This window comes from Halomonas sp. AOP5-B2-8 (assembly GCF_052376475.1).
Lineage (GTDB): Bacteria > Pseudomonadota > Gammaproteobacteria > Pseudomonadales > Halomonadaceae > Vreelandella > Vreelandella casei.
In genome coordinates, this window is record NZ_JBQSVS010000006.1 from 63358 (window position 1) to 79720 (window position 16363).

Annotated in this window: 16 protein-coding genes; 14 read left to right on the plus strand and 2 right to left on the minus strand. The window is 52.0% G+C overall.

Annotated features, from left to right (window positions below):
- The first annotated feature begins 207 nt into the window (after positions 1–207).
- The 10 genes from ACT3RP_RS14565 to mgtE all read left to right on the plus strand — a co-directional run bounded on the left by ACT3RP_RS14565 (position 208) and on the right by mgtE (position 8852).
- Positions 208–624: an ATP synthase subunit I gene (locus ACT3RP_RS14565; protein WP_225734390.1), complete on the plus strand. Its 417-nt coding sequence runs from the start codon at positions 208–210 to the stop codon at positions 622–624.
- Positions 625–656: 32 nt separating this feature from the next.
- Positions 657–1484, plus strand: a complete 828-nt coding sequence (gene atpB, locus ACT3RP_RS14570; protein ID WP_096282231.1) for a F0F1 ATP synthase subunit A — start codon at positions 657–659, stop codon at positions 1482–1484.
- A gap of 76 nt (positions 1485–1560) precedes the next feature.
- Entirely contained in the window at positions 1561–1788 is a 228-nt protein-coding gene (gene atpE / locus ACT3RP_RS14575) for a F0F1 ATP synthase subunit C (protein ID WP_096276749.1), read from the plus strand.
- A 76-nt stretch (positions 1789–1864) separates the two neighbouring features.
- Complete coding sequence (locus tag ACT3RP_RS14580) at positions 1865–2335, plus strand: F0F1 ATP synthase subunit B (RefSeq protein WP_096276751.1); 471 nt, start codon at positions 1865–1867, stop codon at positions 2333–2335.
- A gap of 11 nt (positions 2336–2346) precedes the next feature.
- Positions 2347–2883, plus strand: a complete 537-nt coding sequence (locus ACT3RP_RS14585; protein WP_096276753.1) for a F0F1 ATP synthase subunit delta — start codon at positions 2347–2349, stop codon at positions 2881–2883.
- Between the two features lie 16 nt (positions 2884–2899).
- The gene (gene atpA / locus ACT3RP_RS14590) at positions 2900–4444 is read left to right on the plus strand and encodes a F0F1 ATP synthase subunit alpha (RefSeq protein WP_441684359.1); all 1545 of its coding nucleotides are present in this window, start codon (positions 2900–2902) and stop codon (positions 4442–4444) included.
- Positions 4445–4511: 67 nt separating this feature from the next.
- The gene (gene atpG, locus ACT3RP_RS14595; RefSeq protein WP_096276757.1) at positions 4512–5399 is read left to right on the plus strand and encodes a F0F1 ATP synthase subunit gamma; all 888 of its coding nucleotides are present in this window, start codon (positions 4512–4514) and stop codon (positions 5397–5399) included.
- 76 nt (positions 5400–5475) lie between these two features.
- Entirely contained in the window at positions 5476–6855 is a 1380-nt protein-coding gene (gene atpD / locus ACT3RP_RS14600; protein WP_096276759.1) for a F0F1 ATP synthase subunit beta, read from the plus strand.
- A 24-nt stretch (positions 6856–6879) separates the two neighbouring features.
- On the plus strand, positions 6880–7308 hold the full coding sequence (locus ACT3RP_RS14605) for a F0F1 ATP synthase subunit epsilon (protein WP_096276761.1): 429 nt from the start codon (positions 6880–6882) through the stop codon (positions 7306–7308).
- Between the two features lie 161 nt (positions 7309–7469).
- Positions 7470–8852 carry a magnesium transporter gene (gene mgtE / locus ACT3RP_RS14610; protein ID WP_096276763.1) on the plus strand — a complete coding sequence of 461 codons (1383 nt, stop codon included), beginning with the start codon at positions 7470–7472 and terminating at the stop codon, positions 8850–8852.
- On the opposite strand, the gene ACT3RP_RS14615 is transcribed toward mgtE, so the two are convergent.
- Positions 8849–9448, minus strand: coding sequence for a phosphatase PAP2 family protein (locus ACT3RP_RS14615; protein ID WP_441684360.1), 600 nt, complete (start codon positions 9446–9448; stop codon positions 8849–8851). The two genes, mgtE and ACT3RP_RS14615, sit on opposite strands and share 4 nt — an antisense overlap.
- A gap of 72 nt (positions 9449–9520) precedes the next feature.
- On the minus strand, positions 9521–10714 hold the full coding sequence (locus tag ACT3RP_RS14620) for a cation diffusion facilitator family transporter (RefSeq protein WP_441684361.1): 1194 nt from the start codon (positions 10712–10714) through the stop codon (positions 9521–9523).
- A gap of 216 nt (positions 10715–10930) precedes the next feature.
- Between ACT3RP_RS14620 and ACT3RP_RS14625 the strand changes: the two genes are divergently transcribed.
- The 4 genes from ACT3RP_RS14625 (at position 10931) to glmS (ending at position 16266) form a co-directional block, all read left to right on the plus strand.
- Entirely contained in the window at positions 10931–11731 is an 801-nt protein-coding gene (locus tag ACT3RP_RS14625; protein WP_441684362.1) for an undecaprenyl-diphosphate phosphatase, read from the plus strand.
- A gap of 77 nt (positions 11732–11808) precedes the next feature.
- Positions 11809–12930 (plus strand): FAD:protein FMN transferase, encoded by a 1122-nt coding sequence (locus ACT3RP_RS14630; RefSeq protein ID WP_441684364.1) that lies wholly within the window; start codon positions 11809–11811, stop codon positions 12928–12930.
- Between the two features lies 1 nt (position 12931).
- Positions 12932–14308: a bifunctional UDP-N-acetylglucosamine diphosphorylase/glucosamine-1-phosphate N-acetyltransferase GlmU gene (glmU, locus tag ACT3RP_RS14635; protein WP_444672294.1), complete on the plus strand. Its 1377-nt coding sequence runs from the start codon at positions 12932–12934 to the stop codon at positions 14306–14308.
- Between the two features lie 116 nt (positions 14309–14424).
- Positions 14425–16266 (plus strand): glutamine--fructose-6-phosphate transaminase (isomerizing), encoded by a 1842-nt coding sequence (gene glmS / locus ACT3RP_RS14640; RefSeq protein ID WP_483394052.1) that lies wholly within the window; start codon positions 14425–14427, stop codon positions 16264–16266.
- The last annotated feature ends 97 nt before the right edge of the window (positions 16267–16363 follow it).

The following is a 16363-nucleotide window of genomic DNA, read 5'->3' on the forward strand; positions in this document are numbered from 1 at the left end:
CGCAATATTGCCTAAGAAGAGGGCATGTTTTAACCATTTGGTCGAAAATCGACCCCTAAACGGGCAAAATCAACGCTACTCGGTTGAAGGTGTGATAGCGCTTCCCTATAATCGCGCAAGATTTGTGCAGGTTGTCTGTGTTTGTCGAAGAATACGCTCTTTGAAGCCTGTTGATTTTTTTAAAGAGCTGGGTGTTTGTCCAGAGCTATGCAGAAAACCATGCAGAGAGCTATGCAGCGATACGAAACCCAGCGACGCAGAACCTATATTGTTCGCCTAACCATCACACAATTAATCATTACGTTAATCGGGATGATGGCTGGCTATTTTTTGGCACAAATGCCAGGTGCGCTATCGGTGTTACTCGGTGCCTTAGTGGCATTACTACCACACGCTTTTTTCATAAAGCGTATGGGAGTTTTGAGGTCTAATCGCCCCTCGCAGGCAGCGATGCGCCTATTTCGTGCCGAAGCAGGTAAGTTTGGTTTGACGGTGGCACTGTTTGTTGCAGTGTTCGTAGTAGCGCCCCCCTCAAACCCCGCTTTCTTTTTTTATGCTTATGTGGCGGTTGTTCTAACGCATTGGTTCACGCCTTGGTTAATGCCAAAAAACGCTAATGCTTAGAAAATCGCACAACTGATTGAGGTGACATGTCCATGGCCGCAGGAAACGAAGTCTCTACGACTTACTATATCCAGCACCACTTGCAGAACCTGACCTTTGGTAATCATCCCGAAAATGGTTGGTCGCTGGCGCATACAGCGGAAGAAGCAAGTGATATGGGCTTTTGGGCCATTCACTTAGACACCATGGGCTGGTCAATTGCCATGGGTCTGCTGTTTATCTTTATTTTCCGCAAAGCCGGTAAAATGGCGACTACGGGTGTGCCGACGGGTTTGCAAAATGCCGTTGAAATGGTGGTTGAATTTATCGAGGGCATGATCAGAGGAACATTTAAAGGTCATAACCCGATCATCGCACCGCTAGCGTTGACGCTGTTTGTGTGGATTCTGTTTATGAATACACTCAAAATTATACCGGTCGACTATTTACCCGTGCTGTTTAGTAAGCTTGGCGTTGACTACATGAAATCTGTTCCGACCACTGATGTAAACGCCACCCTAGGCTTGGCATTGGGCGTGTTCGGGCTAATTCTCTACTACAGCTTTAAGGTCAAAGGCATTGGCGGTTTTGCCAAAGAGCTTTCACTGACACCGTTTAATCACTGGGCACTGATTCCCTTTAACCTGCTGCTCGAAATTGTTGCGTTGCTGGTTAAGCCGTTCAGTTTGGCAATGCGTTTGTTCGGCAACATGTTCGCTGGTGAAGTTATCTTTATTTTGATTGCCATGCTGCCGTTCTGGGCTATTTGGGTGCTGGATGTGCCATGGGCCATTTTCCATATTTTGATCGTTGTTCTTCAAGCGTTCATTTTTACCGTTTTATCCGTGGTGTATCTCAGCGCTGCACACGAACATCACTAATCCGAGCAATGCTTGCAACACATTAACCCTTAACCTCAACCCTCGACCTTTAACTTGAAAAACTAGGAGCATTACCATGGAACTTATCTACATTGCTGCTGCCATCATGATTGGTATGGGCGCTCTAGGTACCGGCATTGGCTTCGCTATTTTGGGCGGCAAGCTGCTGGAATCTACTGCGCGTCAGCCTGAACTAGGCGACCAGCTGCAAACCAAAACCTTCCTAATGGCAGGCCTGTTAGACGCTGTTCCGATGATCGGTGTTGGTATCGCAATGTACCTGATCTTCGTTGTTGCCGGTTAATGACAGCTCAGCCGAGCGCTAAACGCTCGGTTTTGTTTCACTCCGGTCGCCACGAACTTGTCAGAGGTACATTCCTGTGAATATCAACATGACGCTAATCGGGCAGACGATCGCCTTCGCGATCTTTGTCTGGTTTTGCACAAAGTATGTGTGGCCTCCGATCAGCAATGCGCTTCACGAGCGTCAGAAAAAAATTGCTGATGGCTTAGATGCAGCTAGCCGTGCTAACCGTGACCTTGAGCTTGCTCAAGAGCGGGCGGAACAGATGCTGCGTGAAAGCAAGGAGCAAGCTTCTCAAATTCTTGAGCAGACCAATAAGCGTTCTGCCCAGATGATTGAAGAAGCCCGCGAACAGGCACGCGCTGAAGGCCAACGCCTAGTAGCGAGTGCACGATCCGAAATTGAGCAAGAAGTGAATCGCGCTAAAGATGAACTTCGTGCCCAGGTTTCTTATCTAGCCGTATTGGGTGCCGAGCGTGTTCTTGAAGCGTCGGTCGACGAACAAGCCCATCGCAAGTTACTCGATGAGCTTGCTGCTGAACTGTAAGGAGGTGAATCATGGCGGAATTACTTACCGTCGCTCGTCCTTACGCTAAGGCAGCGTTTGAATACGCGCGTGATAATGAGGCGCTTGATAGCTGGTCACAAGCGCTGAGTTTCTTAAGTTTTGCGGTAGCCGACGACGTTGTTCGCCATCGTTTAAGCAGTCCAAAACTAGACAGCGACCAGAAAGTGTCGCTGCTGGTTGAGCTAATTCCAGATCAGCAGGATGAAGCTTTACAGCGTTTTTTGACTGTTTTAGTAGACCAAGGTCGTTTAATGGCGCTGAAGTCAATCGCTGACCAGTTCGAGCACCTGCGTGCTGAACACGAACAGCGTATTGAAGTAAGCGTCACGTCTGCTTACACGTTAAATAGCAAGCAGCAAACGAAGCTAGCGAACGCGCTTAAGAAACGTCTAAATCGCGAAATCTCTATTACTACTCAGGTGGACAAGTCGCTTATTGGCGGTGTCATCCTGCGTGCTGGCGACACCGTCATTGACGGGTCAGTGCGTGGTCGATTGAACCGCCTTTCCGAAGCGCTAACCGCTTGAGTCTGAGGGACATGGCATGCAGCAACTGAATCCTTCCGAGATCAGCGACATCATCAAGCAGCGAATTGAGAAGCTTGACGTCGCATCCGAAGCCCATAACCAGGGCACCATCGTCACTGTTTCCGACGGTATCGTGAAAATTCACGGCCTCGAAGACGCGATGTTCGGTGAAATGATTGAATTCCCCAACGGCATCTTTGGCATGGTACTTAACCTGGAGCGTGACTCCGTAGGTGCCGTGATATTGGGTGACTACCTGCAGCTTGAAGAGGGCATGACCGCCAAGTGTACCGGTCGTATTCTCGAAGTGCCGGTAGGCCCTGAGCTGATTGGTCGTGTTGTCGATGCGCTGGGTAACCCCATCGATGGCAAAGGCGACATTAACGCCAAAATGACGGATGCCGTTGAAAAAGTGGCGCCAGGCGTTATCACTCGCCAGTCTGTTGATGAGCCGATTCAAACCGGTCTTAAATCAATCGATGCCATGGTACCGATTGGCCGTGGTCAGCGTGAGCTGATCATCGGTGACCGTCAGATTGGTAAGTCTGCCATTGCTATTGATGCGATCATCAACCAAAAAGGCAAGGGCGTGACCTGCGTCTACGTCGCCATTGGTCAGAAGCAATCGACTATTGCCAACGTTGTGCGCAAGCTTGAAGAGCATGGCGCTATGGAACACACCATCGTTGTGGCCGCCGGCGCTGCCGACCCGGCTCCGATGCAGTTTCTGGCGCCTTACTCTGGCTGCACCATGGGCGAATACTTCCGCGATCGCGGCGAGAACTCGCTGATTGTGTATGACGATCTTTCTAAGCAGGCCGTCGCTTACCGTCAGGTATCGCTGCTGCTGCGTCGTCCGCCCGGCCGTGAAGCTTATCCCGGTGACGTATTCTATCTTCACTCGCGTCTGCTAGAGCGTGCTGCGCGTGTTAATGCCGACTACGTTGAGAAGTTCACCAACGGTGAAGTGAAAGGCAAAACCGGTTCTTTGACCGCGCTGCCTATCATCGAAACTCAGGGCGGTGACGTCTCTGCGTTCGTTCCGACCAACGTGATTTCAATCACCGATGGTCAGATCTTCCTGGAAACCAACCTGTTTAACTCCGGTATTCGTCCGGCGATTAACGCAGGTCTGTCGGTTTCTCGTGTAGGTGGTTCGGCACAAACGAAAATCATCAAGAAGCTGGGCGGTAGCGTACGTTTGGCGTTGGCGCAGTACCGTGAACTGGCGGCGTTCTCGCAGTTTGCCTCTGACCTTGATGAAGCCACGCGCAAGCAGCTTGAACACGGTCAACGTGTCACCGAGCTGATGAAGCAGAACCAGTACTCGCCGATGTCGGTAGCAGAAATGGCGCTCTCGCTGTATTCCGCCAACGAAGGTTATCTGGACGATGTTGAAGTAAGCAAAGTGTTGGACTTCGAGCGTGCGCTGCACGACTACATGAAGTCTGAGCACGGTGATCTACTCGACAAGATCAACCAGACCGGCGACTACAACGGTGAGATTCAAGACAGCTTGAAGTCGGGTCTCGAGAAGTTCAAGGCGACTCAGAGCTGGTAATGTCTGGCCCGCCCGTCAGGGCGGGTTTGCATGCTTTCTGAGAGCCACGAACGAAAGGTAGATCGCTATGGCAGCTGCAAAAGAGATACGCACCCAGATCGGGAGCATTAAAAATACGCAGAAGATCACCAGCGCCATGGAAATGGTGGCTGCATCGAAAATGCGTAAAGCGCAAGATCTGATGAGAGCTAGTCAGCCTTACGCTAGGCAGATCCGTAATGTGGTTGGCCACATTGCCGACGCGAACCCCGAATACCGGCACGACTATATGATCGAGCGTAGCGAGATTAAGCGCGTTGGTTATATCGTGGTATCTACGGATCGCGGTCTGTGCGGTGGCTTGAACCACAACCTTTTCAAAGCGCTTCTGAAAGAAGCCGCAGGTTGGAAAAAGCAGGGTGCTGAGCAAGATTTTTGTGCCCTTGGCGCTAAAGCCAGTACTTTTTTCCGTAATTATGGCGGCAACTTGGTGGCAGCGAAGAGCGGATTAGGTGAAAACCCGACCGTTGAAGGGTTGATTGGCAGCATTAAGGTCATGCTCGAAGCATACGATGAAGGACGTCTTGACCGTTTGTATGTGGTGCACAATGAATTTGTGAATACCATGACGCAAAAGCCGGTTGTTCGTCAGCTTCTTCCGCTGTCATCCGATATGGGTGCAGACGCTGAGCAAGACAATGAAAACGCCCGTCCCGGAAGCTGGGACTACCTGTATGAACCGGATGCCAAGGCGTTGCTTGATAGCCTATTGGTTCGTTTCATCGAATCGCAGGTGTATCAGGCGGTAGTGGAAAACGGGGCTTGTGAACAAGCGGCCCGGATGATCGCTATGAAAAGTGCCACTGACAACGCAGGCGACCTGATCGACGATTTGGAGATGGTTTATAACAAGGCCCGCCAGGCCGCCATCACGCAGGAAATTTCTGAGATCGTCGGCGGCGCTGCTGCCGTATAACGCCTAGGGAGCACATTCTTATTATGAAGGCTCCCGGCAGACAGGTTTCATTTGCAGGTTTTAGAGAGGAACCAAGATGAGCGGACGTATCGTACAAATCATCGGCGCGGTGATTGACGTAGAGTTTCCGCGGGACTCTGTGCCCAAGGTCTACGACGCGCTAAAGGTCTCCGATGTTGAGACCATCCTCGAAGTCCAGCAGCAGCTGGGCGACGGTGTGGTGCGCACCATTGCTATGGGCTCCACCGAGGGCTTGAAGCGTGGCATGGAAACGACCAGCACAGGTGCCGCGATTTCCGTACCGGTAGGTAAGGAGACGCTGGGCCGTATTATGAACGTACTCGGCGAGCCGATTGACGAAGCGGGACCGATCGGCGAACAAGAGCGTATGCCTATCCACCGCAAGCCGCCGACCTATGCCGAGCAGGCCGCCTCTGGCGAGCTGCTGGAAACTGGTATCAAGGTTATCGACTTGGTTTGCCCGTTTGCGAAAGGCGGTAAAGTGGGTCTGTTCGGCGGTGCCGGTGTTGGTAAAACCGTCAACATGATGGAGCTTATCCGCAACATCGCCACCGAACACAGCGGCTACTCTGTTTTTGCCGGTGTAGGTGAGCGTACGCGTGAGGGTAACGACTTCTATCACGAAATGACTGAATCCAACGTTATCGATAAGGTATCGCTGGTTTACGGTCAGATGAACGAGCCGCCAGGCAACCGCTTGCGTGTGGCGTTGACCGGTTTGACCATCGCAGAGAAATTCCGTGATGAAGGCCGTGACGTTCTGCTGTTCGTCGATAACATCTATCGCTACACCCTAGCCGGTACGGAAGTATCTGCATTGCTGGGCCGTATGCCGTCAGCGGTTGGTTATCAGCCGACTCTGGCTGAAGAGATGGGCGTTCTGCAGGAGCGCATTACCTCGACCAAGACCGGTTCGATCACCTCCGTCCAGGCCGTCTATGTGCCTGCCGACGACATGACCGACCCGTCGCCGGCCACGACGTTCTCTCACCTGGATGCCACGGTATCACTGTCGCGTTCAATCGCTGAGTTGGGCATCTACCCGGCCATTGATCCGCTGGATTCCACCTCACGACAGTTGGATCCGCTGGTAGTGGGTGAAGAGCACTATGCGATCGCTCGCGGTGTGCAGAACGTTCTTCAGCGCTACAAGGAACTTAAGGATATTATCGCCATTCTGGGTATGGATGAGCTGTCTGACGAAGACAAGCTGGCCGTATCACGAGCGCGTAAAATCCAGCGGTTCTTGTCGCAGCCGTTCTTCGTGGCCGAGGTGTTCACCGGTTCACCAGGTAAGTATGTCTCATTGAAAGACACGATTAGTGGCTTCAAGGGCATTCTCGCTGGCGAATACGACGATATGCCGGAACAGGCCTTCTACATGGTCGGTTCAATCGACGAAGCTGTCGAAAAAGCCAACCAGATGAAGAAGTAATCCCGTCCATTAGGGGGATTCGCTATGGCGAATAGCTTTACTTGCAATATCGTCAGCGCTGAAGCATCTATCTTCTCAGGTACTGTTGAGCAGGTAATTGCTTCCGGGATTATGGGTGACCTGGGCATTTTGCCAGGTCACGCCCCGTTGCTGACCGAGCTTCAGCCGGGTCCGGTTCGCGTGATCCACGACGGTGGCAAGGAAGAGAACTTCTTTGTCTCGGGTGGCTTCATGGAAGTCCAGCCGGATGTGGTGACGATTCTGGCCGATGCGGCTTCCCGTGCCAGCGACCTCAACGAGGCCGCTGCCGAAGAAGCGCGTCAGCAGGCATTGAAAGCCTTTAATGAGAAGTCGACGGAGCTGGATTATACTCGAGCTGCCGCCGAACTTGCCGAAGCCACTGCTCAGCTGCGCACCATTCAGCAGCTACGCAAAAAGGCGGGTAAAGGCTAACAACCGCGCGCTTGCCGTGTGAACAACGTCTCTTAAACCCGCTGGTCAGGGTTTAAGAGGCGTTTTTTTTGTCTGCTAGTACGACGACTTAATACGATGGATTAGTATGATTAGCTAGGTCGGTAGAACGATGTTTGTCAGCGTGAAGGGGAGAACTAATTATGGCACTGAATGAAGAAAGCCTGCAGGCATTAAAAGCCGAGCTACTCAGTGAGCTGGCCAAGGAAGCGCCTAGCAAATCTGTATTGGCGTTACGGTTGGCTGAAATCCGCTCAGCGGATATCGGTGAAGTCCTCGAAGAGATGATTGAAGACGATGAAGAGCTGACGGCGGCGCTCTCTTTGTTGGATATTCTTTCTGCCGAGCGGGCTGCTAACGTACTGGGCTATTTGCCCGGCGAAAGCCAGCTCGAGGTGGTCGGAGAGCTGGACGATAGTCAGGTACTTAAGCTACTCGAAGAGATGGGCTCGGATGAGCGCGCTGATTTGTTTAATTTGCTGGATGATGACCGACGCGAAGCACTTTTACGCAGTATGGCGCATCAAGAGCGTGAGGATCTAAAGCGGCTCGCAAGCTACGAAGAAGGCACCGCAGGCGCCATCATGACCTCTGACTATGTGGCCATAGCCAGTGGCATGACGGTGTCGCAAGCTCTGATGCGCGTTCGTCAAACGGCTCCAGATGCTGAGACGGTATATCAGCTCTATATCTTAGATAGCGATGGCCAGTTAATAGGTACCATGTCGCTGCGCCAACTGATGGTCGCGCGGCCTGGCGCAATCGTTGATAGCATTATGATTAAAGATGTTATCAGCACGCGGGTAGACAATGGCCAGGAAGACGTAGCGCGTATTGTGGCGCGCTACGATCTGCTGGCCTTGCCGGTGATTGATGCCGATGACCGAATGGTGGGAATAGTGACTCACGATGACGCTATGGACGTAGCGGAATCTGAGGCCACTGAGGATTTCCATAAAGGGATGTCGATCGGCCAGCTTGAAGACGGCGTGAGCCGTGTGCCGCTCTGGAGCCTTTATCGCAAGCGCGTATTTTGGCTAGTACTGCTGGTGTTTGCCAACCTATTTTCCGGTGCGGGCATTGCCTATTTTGAAGATATTATTGCAACGCAGGTGGCGTTGGTCTTCTTTTTACCCCTGCTGATTGGTAGTGGCGGTAATGCGGGGGCTCAGGCCGCTACGCTGATGGTGCGTGGTATGGCAACGGGTGATATCGGTGTGAAAGACTGGAGCAAGATGCTTGGGCGAGAGCTACTCATCGCTGGTGCACTAGGACTGACCATGGCAATCGCGGTCACCCCAATTGGTATTTTTCGAGGCGGCGAAGCCATTGCCATGGTGGTAGCGCTTAGCATGGTGACTATTGTGCTGTTTGGCAGCTTGATAGGCATGTGCCTGCCTTTTGTGCTTGAGCGCTTTAAGGTCGACCCCGCCACCGCGTCGGCACCGTTGGTGACAACCTTGATTGATGCCACCGGCGTGTTGATCTACTTCACGTTTGCGACGGCTATTCTCTCTGCTGCTTAACGCCTCACCCAGCCGCGGCTGATTAGCGGTGCAAATAGCCGATGATAAAAGCGCTTGGCAACGTGTTCATATACAGGTAGCACCAACCAAGCGCGATTGAACCCTACCAGCACGGCGGTCAATGCGGACAGTAGTACAGCGCCCGCCATGTCCTGAGGGAAGTGAACGCCCATAAATATTCTTGCCCAGGCAACAGGAATGGCCAGCAACAGTAGGCAGCCACCGATACGCCGAGAGTGGCTGTTTAGCATTAAGCTAATGCCTATCGTGGTTAGAATTGTCAGGTGATTGCTAGGGAAAGCGGGGGTTGCGGAATGCTCTATCAGCGACTCGCCTATGGGAATCATAAAGGGGCGCGGCATCGGCCATAGCGTTCCTATAAGCCTACTGACTGCAAGGGCTAACAGCGTTGCAATGAGTGCTTCTAACAGTGATTGCTTGAGCGATTCGCTGCCACGCAGCCAGCCGATGATGAAAAGCGCGGGCACTAACCACATCAAATCTACAGCGCAGGTATATGCCAGCGTTATTAACCAAGACGGTGAATGGGGGGAAGCGTTGAGCAGCTCGAACAGGGCGATATTTAGCGAATTCATGACATCCAAACAGTAGTAAGTATTAGTGGTCGTTTAAGTGGCTTTAGGGTTGTTGCTGTATGGGTAAAAAGACTAGCGCATTGAGCTACTGGCAGCGCGAGTAATGAACATCACCTCAACATGCCCTAACCATTCAATGTCACTGGCCAGTGATTTTAACTGGCTAGCGAGACACTGGGGAGGTTGGTTAACCGCATCATCAATAATCAGCGATACCGACACTTTGTCGTCTAGGTAATGCAGCTGCAGTTCGTTTAGCGTCCGCCATACCGGGTGTTTGTACCAGCGCTTATTAAGCGCGTCCTCTACTTCCGGGCGCAGCGGTAAACCGGGCAGGCGGCTTGGGTCTCCGGCACCTGCATCATCTTCAGGATCAACGTGGAAAATCACGTCAGTCAGTGCTGGAAATTCATGGCGCAGGCGGCGGCTGACCTCGTTGCCAATTTCATGGGCTTCAGAAACGGTAATTTTAGGGCCTACCACTACATGTAGGTCAACCATTACCCAACCGGCTGATTGGCGGGTTCGCAAATCATGCACGCTATCTACCCCAGGGATGCTACAGGCTACGTCATGCATTTGATTTTGCACATCCAGCGGTAGCGCCGTATCGACCAGTTCGCGTGCGGATTCCCACAATAAGTCCAGCCCCACCTTGCCGACCAATAAACCCACAATGATAGCAGCCACGGCATCTAACCAGCCCAAGCCGAACTGAGCACCAATCAATGCGACTAATACAACGGCGGTGGATAAGGCGTCGCTACGGGAATGCCAGGCGTTGGCTTCCAATAATCTAGACTTAACGCGTTTGGCAACGCGCATGGTGTAGCGAAAAATCCACTCTTTGCTAAATAGCGCGATGACTGTAATAACAATGGCTAGCAGACCCGGTGCGTTGACCTCAGCACCGCTAAACAAGCGAGCCAGACTCGACCAGGCAATACCGCCTGCCACGAAAATCAACACGCTGCCCAGTAATAGCGTCGTCAGTGTTTCGATGCGGCCATGGCCATAATGGTGATCTTTATCAGGCTCTTGACGGCCATAATGAATAGCCGCCAGCACAAATCCATCAGTGACTAAATCAGACAGCGAATGTATACCGTCAGCGATCAGTGCCGCGGAGCCCACCGTAAAGCCGACCGTCACTTTGACGATGCTCAACAGCGCATCCAGCCACGCACCAATATAGGTGACGCGCTTAGCTTCTTGGCTTTGTTGCTTGTGGTCTTGAACCACTGGCGTTTCGATGGTCTGAGTCATGGGCACCTTGCAAGGACGCAGGCTTTCAGTAGGTGACTATTGTAGCGTACTCCTCATATGCTCTATAGCATCCACTGCTTCCAATTTGTGAAACAGCGTTATTGAGCGTCTGAGCGCGTAAGTATCAGTGACGGCAATGGCGGACAAAGAATTTGCGTATGTGTATCCTTAGACGACATTACAACCTATCAAATTGATTTAAACACAGGATTATTTATGGATTGGCTTCAGGTGGTGGTGTTAGCGGTTGTCCAGGGAATTTCCGAATTTTTACCCGTTTCAAGCTCTGCTCACCTGATTTTGGTGCCTGTGCTGACCGAATGGCAAGATCAGGGCCTAGCCTTCGATGTTGCGCTGCACTTAGGTAGCCTCTCCGCGGTCATTATCTATTTCCGCCAGGAAATTGGAAAAATGATCACCAGCAGCCTTGCGGCCCTCAGTGGTAAAGGCATCAATGAGGACGCGCGACTTGCCTTTTGGGTGACGATAGCAACGATCCCCGTGGGGCTTACTGGTTTACTCCTGCACGATGCTATTTCTGGCTACATGCGCTCTACGCTAATTATTGGCATCAGTTTAATTAGTTTCGGTCTATTGTTGGGTTATGCCGACTGGCGCAAGCGCGGAACGCGAAGCGAATATCAGCTGCGCTTAAAAGATGTATTGATCATAGGTGTCGCCCAGGCACTGGCATTGATTCCGGGCACCTCGCGCTCGGGCATTACTATTACGGCAGCGCTGATGGTGGGGATGAGCCGAGAAGGCGCTGCGCGCTTTTCTTTTTTACTCTCGATCCCCGTGATTGTGCTGGCCGGCGGTTTAGAAGCCGTTGGGCTATTTACATCACCGCAGTCGATTGATTGGGTGGCGATGCTGGCGGGAACTCTGATATCAGGGCTAAGCGCCTATTTGTGTATTCATTATTTCTTAGTCGTTATTAACAAATTGGGGATGCAGCCGTTTGTGGTTTATCGGGTGCTGTTCGGCGCTTGGCTGCTGTGGTTCTTTTATTTTTAAGAACGTCTCTTTTAAGGCTTTATATCTAAGGTAAAGCAACGATGAAAAGGTCTGATGAGCAAAAGTGTGTTGGATATATGTTCAGGTGGGGACGCGGGCTGATAGTGTTAGGCGCATTGCTGAGTGCCCTCTTGGTATTGTCAGGTTGTTCAGAAAATGACCGGCCGCTGGAGCCACCCGTACGCTATGAGGGAAACATATTTGGTACTTTTTATCAGGTGACCATTATGGATCCTCTCACGCAAGGCCAGTCGCGTGAGTTAGAAGAAGGGTTTTTGGCAGAGTTAGAGAGCGTTGATCATGCGATGTCGACCTATCGAGATGATTCAGAGCTGATCGCCTTCAACGAGGCTCCGTTGGGTGAATGGCAGCCGCTTTCTAATGAGCTTATTGAAGTGCTGGCCATTAGCCAATCGGTGGCTGAGGCAAGCCAGGGTGCATTTGATATTACCGTGGGCGATTTGGTGAATTTATGGAGCTTTGGCCCCGGCGCACGACCTGAGGAAGTCCCTTCAGATGAAGCATTAGCCGAACAGCTCGCTCAGGTGGGCTTTGATGCCATCGAGATTGATACTCAGAATATGCAGGCGCGGCGCACCCGCGATGTGTTTGTCGATCTTTCTGGCGTTGCGAAAGGTCATGCGACAGATCGAGTAGCCGCCTATCTAGACCAGCAGGATATTAACCATTATTTGGTGAACTTAGGCGGGGACCTGATTGCTCGCGGCTTGCGTGATGAAGACGAGCAAACGCCGTGGCGCATTGGCATTGAAGTGCCTGAAGATGGCGAGCAGCGGGCTCAGCATATTCTTCCGTTAGAAAGCATCTCCGTGGCGACATCAGGCGACTATCGCAACTACTTTAACGTTGACGGGGAGCGTTTTTCCCACACTATTGATCCACGCACAGGCCGACCGGTGACTCACCAGCTTGCCTCTGTGTCTGTTTTTCACCCTTCCAACACTTGGGCGGATGCCTGGGCGACTGCGCTATTGGTGGTGGGTGAAGAAGACGCCATGCAGATGGCGCTCGATAACAATCTTAAGATATTAATGCTTATTCATGATGGTGATGCGTGGCGCAGCGTCGGCAGCCCTGAGTTTGTTAATTATTTTGGTAAAACGTTGATAGATGAGCTGGGCATTGAGCAGTTACCGGCGCCGGCAAGCACCACCGTTCCCCCCGTAGCAGGTGAATAACATGCAAGAACTGGATATTGTCATTCTCGCAGCGGGTAAAGGTACGCGCATGCAGTCACATACCCCTAAAGTATTGCATACGTTGGCCGGTAAACCGATGGTGCAGCACGTGCTGGATTCAGCCTTTGCGCTGAATCCTGACCGTATCCATGTGGTCATTGGTCATGGTGCCGATAAACTGCGTGAAGCGCTGGCAGAAAGCCCCGTGCACTTTGCCGTTCAGGCCGAGCAGAAGGGCACTGGCCATGCTGTCGCCCAAGCGCTTGAGCAGCTAGGCAACGGCAACGTATTGATTCTCTACGGTGACGTGCCGCTGTTGCAGCATGAATCATTGAGCGAGCTGTTAGCCCACGTGGATGAGCAGCACATGGGGCTGCTAACGGTGACGCTGGATGATCCCAATGGCTATGGGCGAATTATGCGGAATGCTGCAGGCGACGCAGTGGCCATTGTTGAGCAAAAAGATGCCCACAGCGCTCAGCTCGCGATTAACGAATGCAATACCGGCATCATGGCGATGACTAGCGCTCAGCTAAAGCGCTGGTTGCCGCAGCTTTCGGCGGAAAACGCGCAGGGTGAGTACTATCTTACCGATGTCATTGCGATGGCGGCGGATGAAGGTATTAAGGTGTGTACTGCCCAACCGGCCACCGTTGTCGAAGTCGAAGGCGTCAATAATCGGGCGCAAATGGCTCGCTTGGAGCGCGCCTACCAACAGCAGCGGGCTGATCAATTAATGGAACAAGGCGTTGCGCTTGCTGACCCCGCACGCCTAGATATACGCGGGAGTTTGATCTGCGGACACGATGTGTTTATCGATGTGGGCTGCGTGTTTGAAGGTGAAGTAGAGTTAGGTGAAGGCGTGCGTATTGGCCCTTACTGCGTGATTAAAAATAGCACTATTGGTGCAGAAAGCGTCGTCGATACTCACAGCGTTATAGAAGGCACCGTGGCGGCAGGCTTTAATCAGATAGGCCCGTTCGCACGCTTACGCCCCGGTACGCGGCTGGCGGTGAAAGCCAAAGTAGGCAATTTTGTTGAAACCAAAAATGCCGATGTGGGTGAAGGTAGTAAGATTAATCACTTAAGCTACGTAGGTGATGCACGTTTAGGGCGCGATGTTAATGTGGGGGCCGGTACGATTACCTGTAACTACGACGGTACGAACAAACATCACACAGACATTGGTGATAACGTTTTTGTTGGTTCTAACAGCTCATTGGTGGCACCGGTCACGGTAGGCAAAGGGGCCACCATCGGGGCAGGTTCAACCATTGCAAAAGACGTCACCGAGTATGCGTTGGCGGTAACGCGGAGCCGTCAGATAGAAAAAAATGAATGGCAACGCCCCAGCAAGGTGGTAAAGCCCCGATTATAAAGTTTAATTTATAACGTTAACGTTTTAGAAAACGGTGCTAACAATCATTAAAAGGCCTGATTTACCGTTTTGCTTGTTGATTAATTAGCATGGGTGAATAGCTCAGGAGATTGATTATGTGTGGCATTGTAGCCGCCGTTGCCCAGCGCAACGTTCAAGAAATTCTGTTAGAAGGGCTAAAACGCCTGGAGTATCGCGGCTACGATTCGGCCGGAATGACGGTATTTAATGATGGCGCGTTGACTCGCCACAGAGCGCTCGGAAAAGTCGCGGCCCTTGCTGCGCGTTTGGATACCGCCGCACTGCCGGGCTTTTCAGGTATTGCGCATACTCGCTGGGCAACCCACGGAAAACCCTCTGAAGCTAATGCACATCCGCATCATAGCGACTCCCTGGTACATGAAAACCAGGTAGCGGTAGTGCACAACGGTATTATTGAAAACTATGAGCATATAAAAGATAACCTGCAGCACAGCGGCTATGTGTTCAGTTCAGAAACTGATACCGAAGTGATTGCTCACTTACTTTCTGAAAAGCTGGACGATGGGCTATCGCTATTTGACGCTACTCAGCAGATTGTGAACGGACTAGGCGGTGCTTACGCACTTGGCGTGATGTGCGCAGCAGAGCCAGGCGTTATTGTTGGCGCTCGCCAGGGCAGTCCGCTGGTCATTGGCGTAGGCATTGATGAAGCTTTCTTAGCCTCCGATCCACTAGCGCTATTACCGGTAACTGACCGCTTTATTTATCTTGAAGAGGGTGATTTGGTTGAGCTGCGTTCGCAGGGCAGCATCCGCATTGTTGATCGCCATGGTAACGACGCTGAACGCCCGGTTCATACTTTTGAACACGGCGATGGCGCTGCTAGTAAAGGCGAATACCGTCACTACATGCTGAAAGAAATTTTTGAGCAGCCAAAGGTTATCGAGGCGGCACTAGAAGGCCGGCTGAGCGATCGAAGCGTGTTAGTGGAGAGCTTTGGCCCCGATGCGCAGGCGCTTTTTAAACAGACGCGCCAAGTGCATATCATTGCCTGCGGTACGAGCTATCACGCAGGCTTGGTAGCGCGTTACTGGCTTGAACGCTACGCCGGTGTGCCGGTTCAGGTAGAAGTTGCCTCTGAGTATCGCTACCGTCACCCCGTAGTGCCTGACAATACGCTGTTTGTGACGCTTTCCCAGTCGGGTGAAACTGCCGATACGCTAGCCGCCTTGCGCTTTGCCAAAACGCTTGGTTATGTTGGCACGTTGGCGATTTGTAACGTACCGGGAAGCTCGCTGGTGCGGGAGTCTGACCTTACCTTGATGACGCGCGCAGGCCCTGAGATTGGCGTTGCTTCCACCAAGGCCTTTACCACTCAGCTAGTGGCGCTAATGCTGTTAACGCTGTCAGTGAGCAAAGCCAAGGGACAGGCTGAATATCCGGATATTATTGCCGCGTTGAAAACCTTGCCTGAAGTGTGTCAGCAAGTCCTGACGTTGGACAGCAACATTGAAACGCTTGCGCAGGCGTTTGCTGAAAAACAGCATGCGCTTTTCTTGGGGCGCGGCGCTCATTATCCGATTGCGTTAGAAGGCGCGCTGAAGCTCAAAGAAATTTCCTATATTCACGCTGAAGCGTATCCCGCGGGTGAGTTGAAACACGGCCCGCTGGCGCTGGTGGATAGCGAAATGCCGGTTATTTCGGTGGCGCCTAACGATGACCTACTTGAAAAGCTTAAGTCCAACCTTCAGGAAGTTCGCGCCCGCGGTGGCCAGCTGTTTGTATTTGCCGATGAGCGAGTAGGTATCGCTGTTCAGGAAGATATTCGCGTATTGAACTTGCCACACGTGCACGAAGCGCTGGCGCCGCTACTGTACACCCTGCCGTTACAGCTGCTGAGCTATCACGTGGCTGTTCTTAAAGGTACCGACGTTGACCAGCCTCGCAACCTGGCAAAAAGCGTCACGGTAGAATAACAATGACGGCTTATACCGTGTGTTAATGGATGAATAAAAAACGCTTTACAACATGCGGCAATATGTCGCATGTTGTGCGCAGCCGTTGCGTTGCAGC

Coding starts and splice junctions, on each gene's coding strand:
- ACT3RP_RS14620 (WP_441684361.1), bottom strand. CDS start 10,714: ATGACTCAGACCATCGAAACGCCAGTGGTTCAAGACCACAAGCAACAA.
- ACT3RP_RS14630 (WP_441684364.1), top strand. CDS start 11,809: ATGTTCAGGTGGGGACGCGGGCTGATAGTGTTAGGCGCATTGCTGAGT.
- atpE (WP_096276749.1), top strand. CDS start 1,561: ATGGAACTTATCTACATTGCTGCTGCCATCATGATTGGTATGGGCGCT.
- atpA (WP_441684359.1), top strand. CDS start 2,900: ATGCAGCAACTGAATCCTTCCGAGATCAGCGACATCATCAAGCAGCGA.
- atpB (WP_096282231.1), top strand. CDS start 657: ATGGCCGCAGGAAACGAAGTCTCTACGACTTACTATATCCAGCACCAC.
- ACT3RP_RS14605 (WP_096276761.1), top strand. CDS start 6,880: ATGGCGAATAGCTTTACTTGCAATATCGTCAGCGCTGAAGCATCTATC.
- ACT3RP_RS14565 (WP_225734390.1), top strand. CDS start 208: ATGCAGAAAACCATGCAGAGAGCTATGCAGCGATACGAAACCCAGCGA.
- atpD (WP_096276759.1), top strand. CDS start 5,476: ATGAGCGGACGTATCGTACAAATCATCGGCGCGGTGATTGACGTAGAG.
- ACT3RP_RS14585 (WP_096276753.1), top strand. CDS start 2,347: ATGGCGGAATTACTTACCGTCGCTCGTCCTTACGCTAAGGCAGCGTTT.
- atpG (WP_096276757.1), top strand. CDS start 4,512: ATGGCAGCTGCAAAAGAGATACGCACCCAGATCGGGAGCATTAAAAAT.
- glmU (WP_444672294.1), top strand. CDS start 12,932: ATGCAAGAACTGGATATTGTCATTCTCGCAGCGGGTAAAGGTACGCGC.
- ACT3RP_RS14625 (WP_441684362.1), top strand. CDS start 10,931: ATGGATTGGCTTCAGGTGGTGGTGTTAGCGGTTGTCCAGGGAATTTCC.
- glmS (WP_483394052.1), top strand. CDS start 14,425: ATGTGTGGCATTGTAGCCGCCGTTGCCCAGCGCAACGTTCAAGAAATT.
- ACT3RP_RS14615 (WP_441684360.1), bottom strand. CDS start 9,448: ATGAATTCGCTAAATATCGCCCTGTTCGAGCTGCTCAACGCTTCCCCC.
- mgtE (WP_096276763.1), top strand. CDS start 7,470: ATGGCACTGAATGAAGAAAGCCTGCAGGCATTAAAAGCCGAGCTACTC.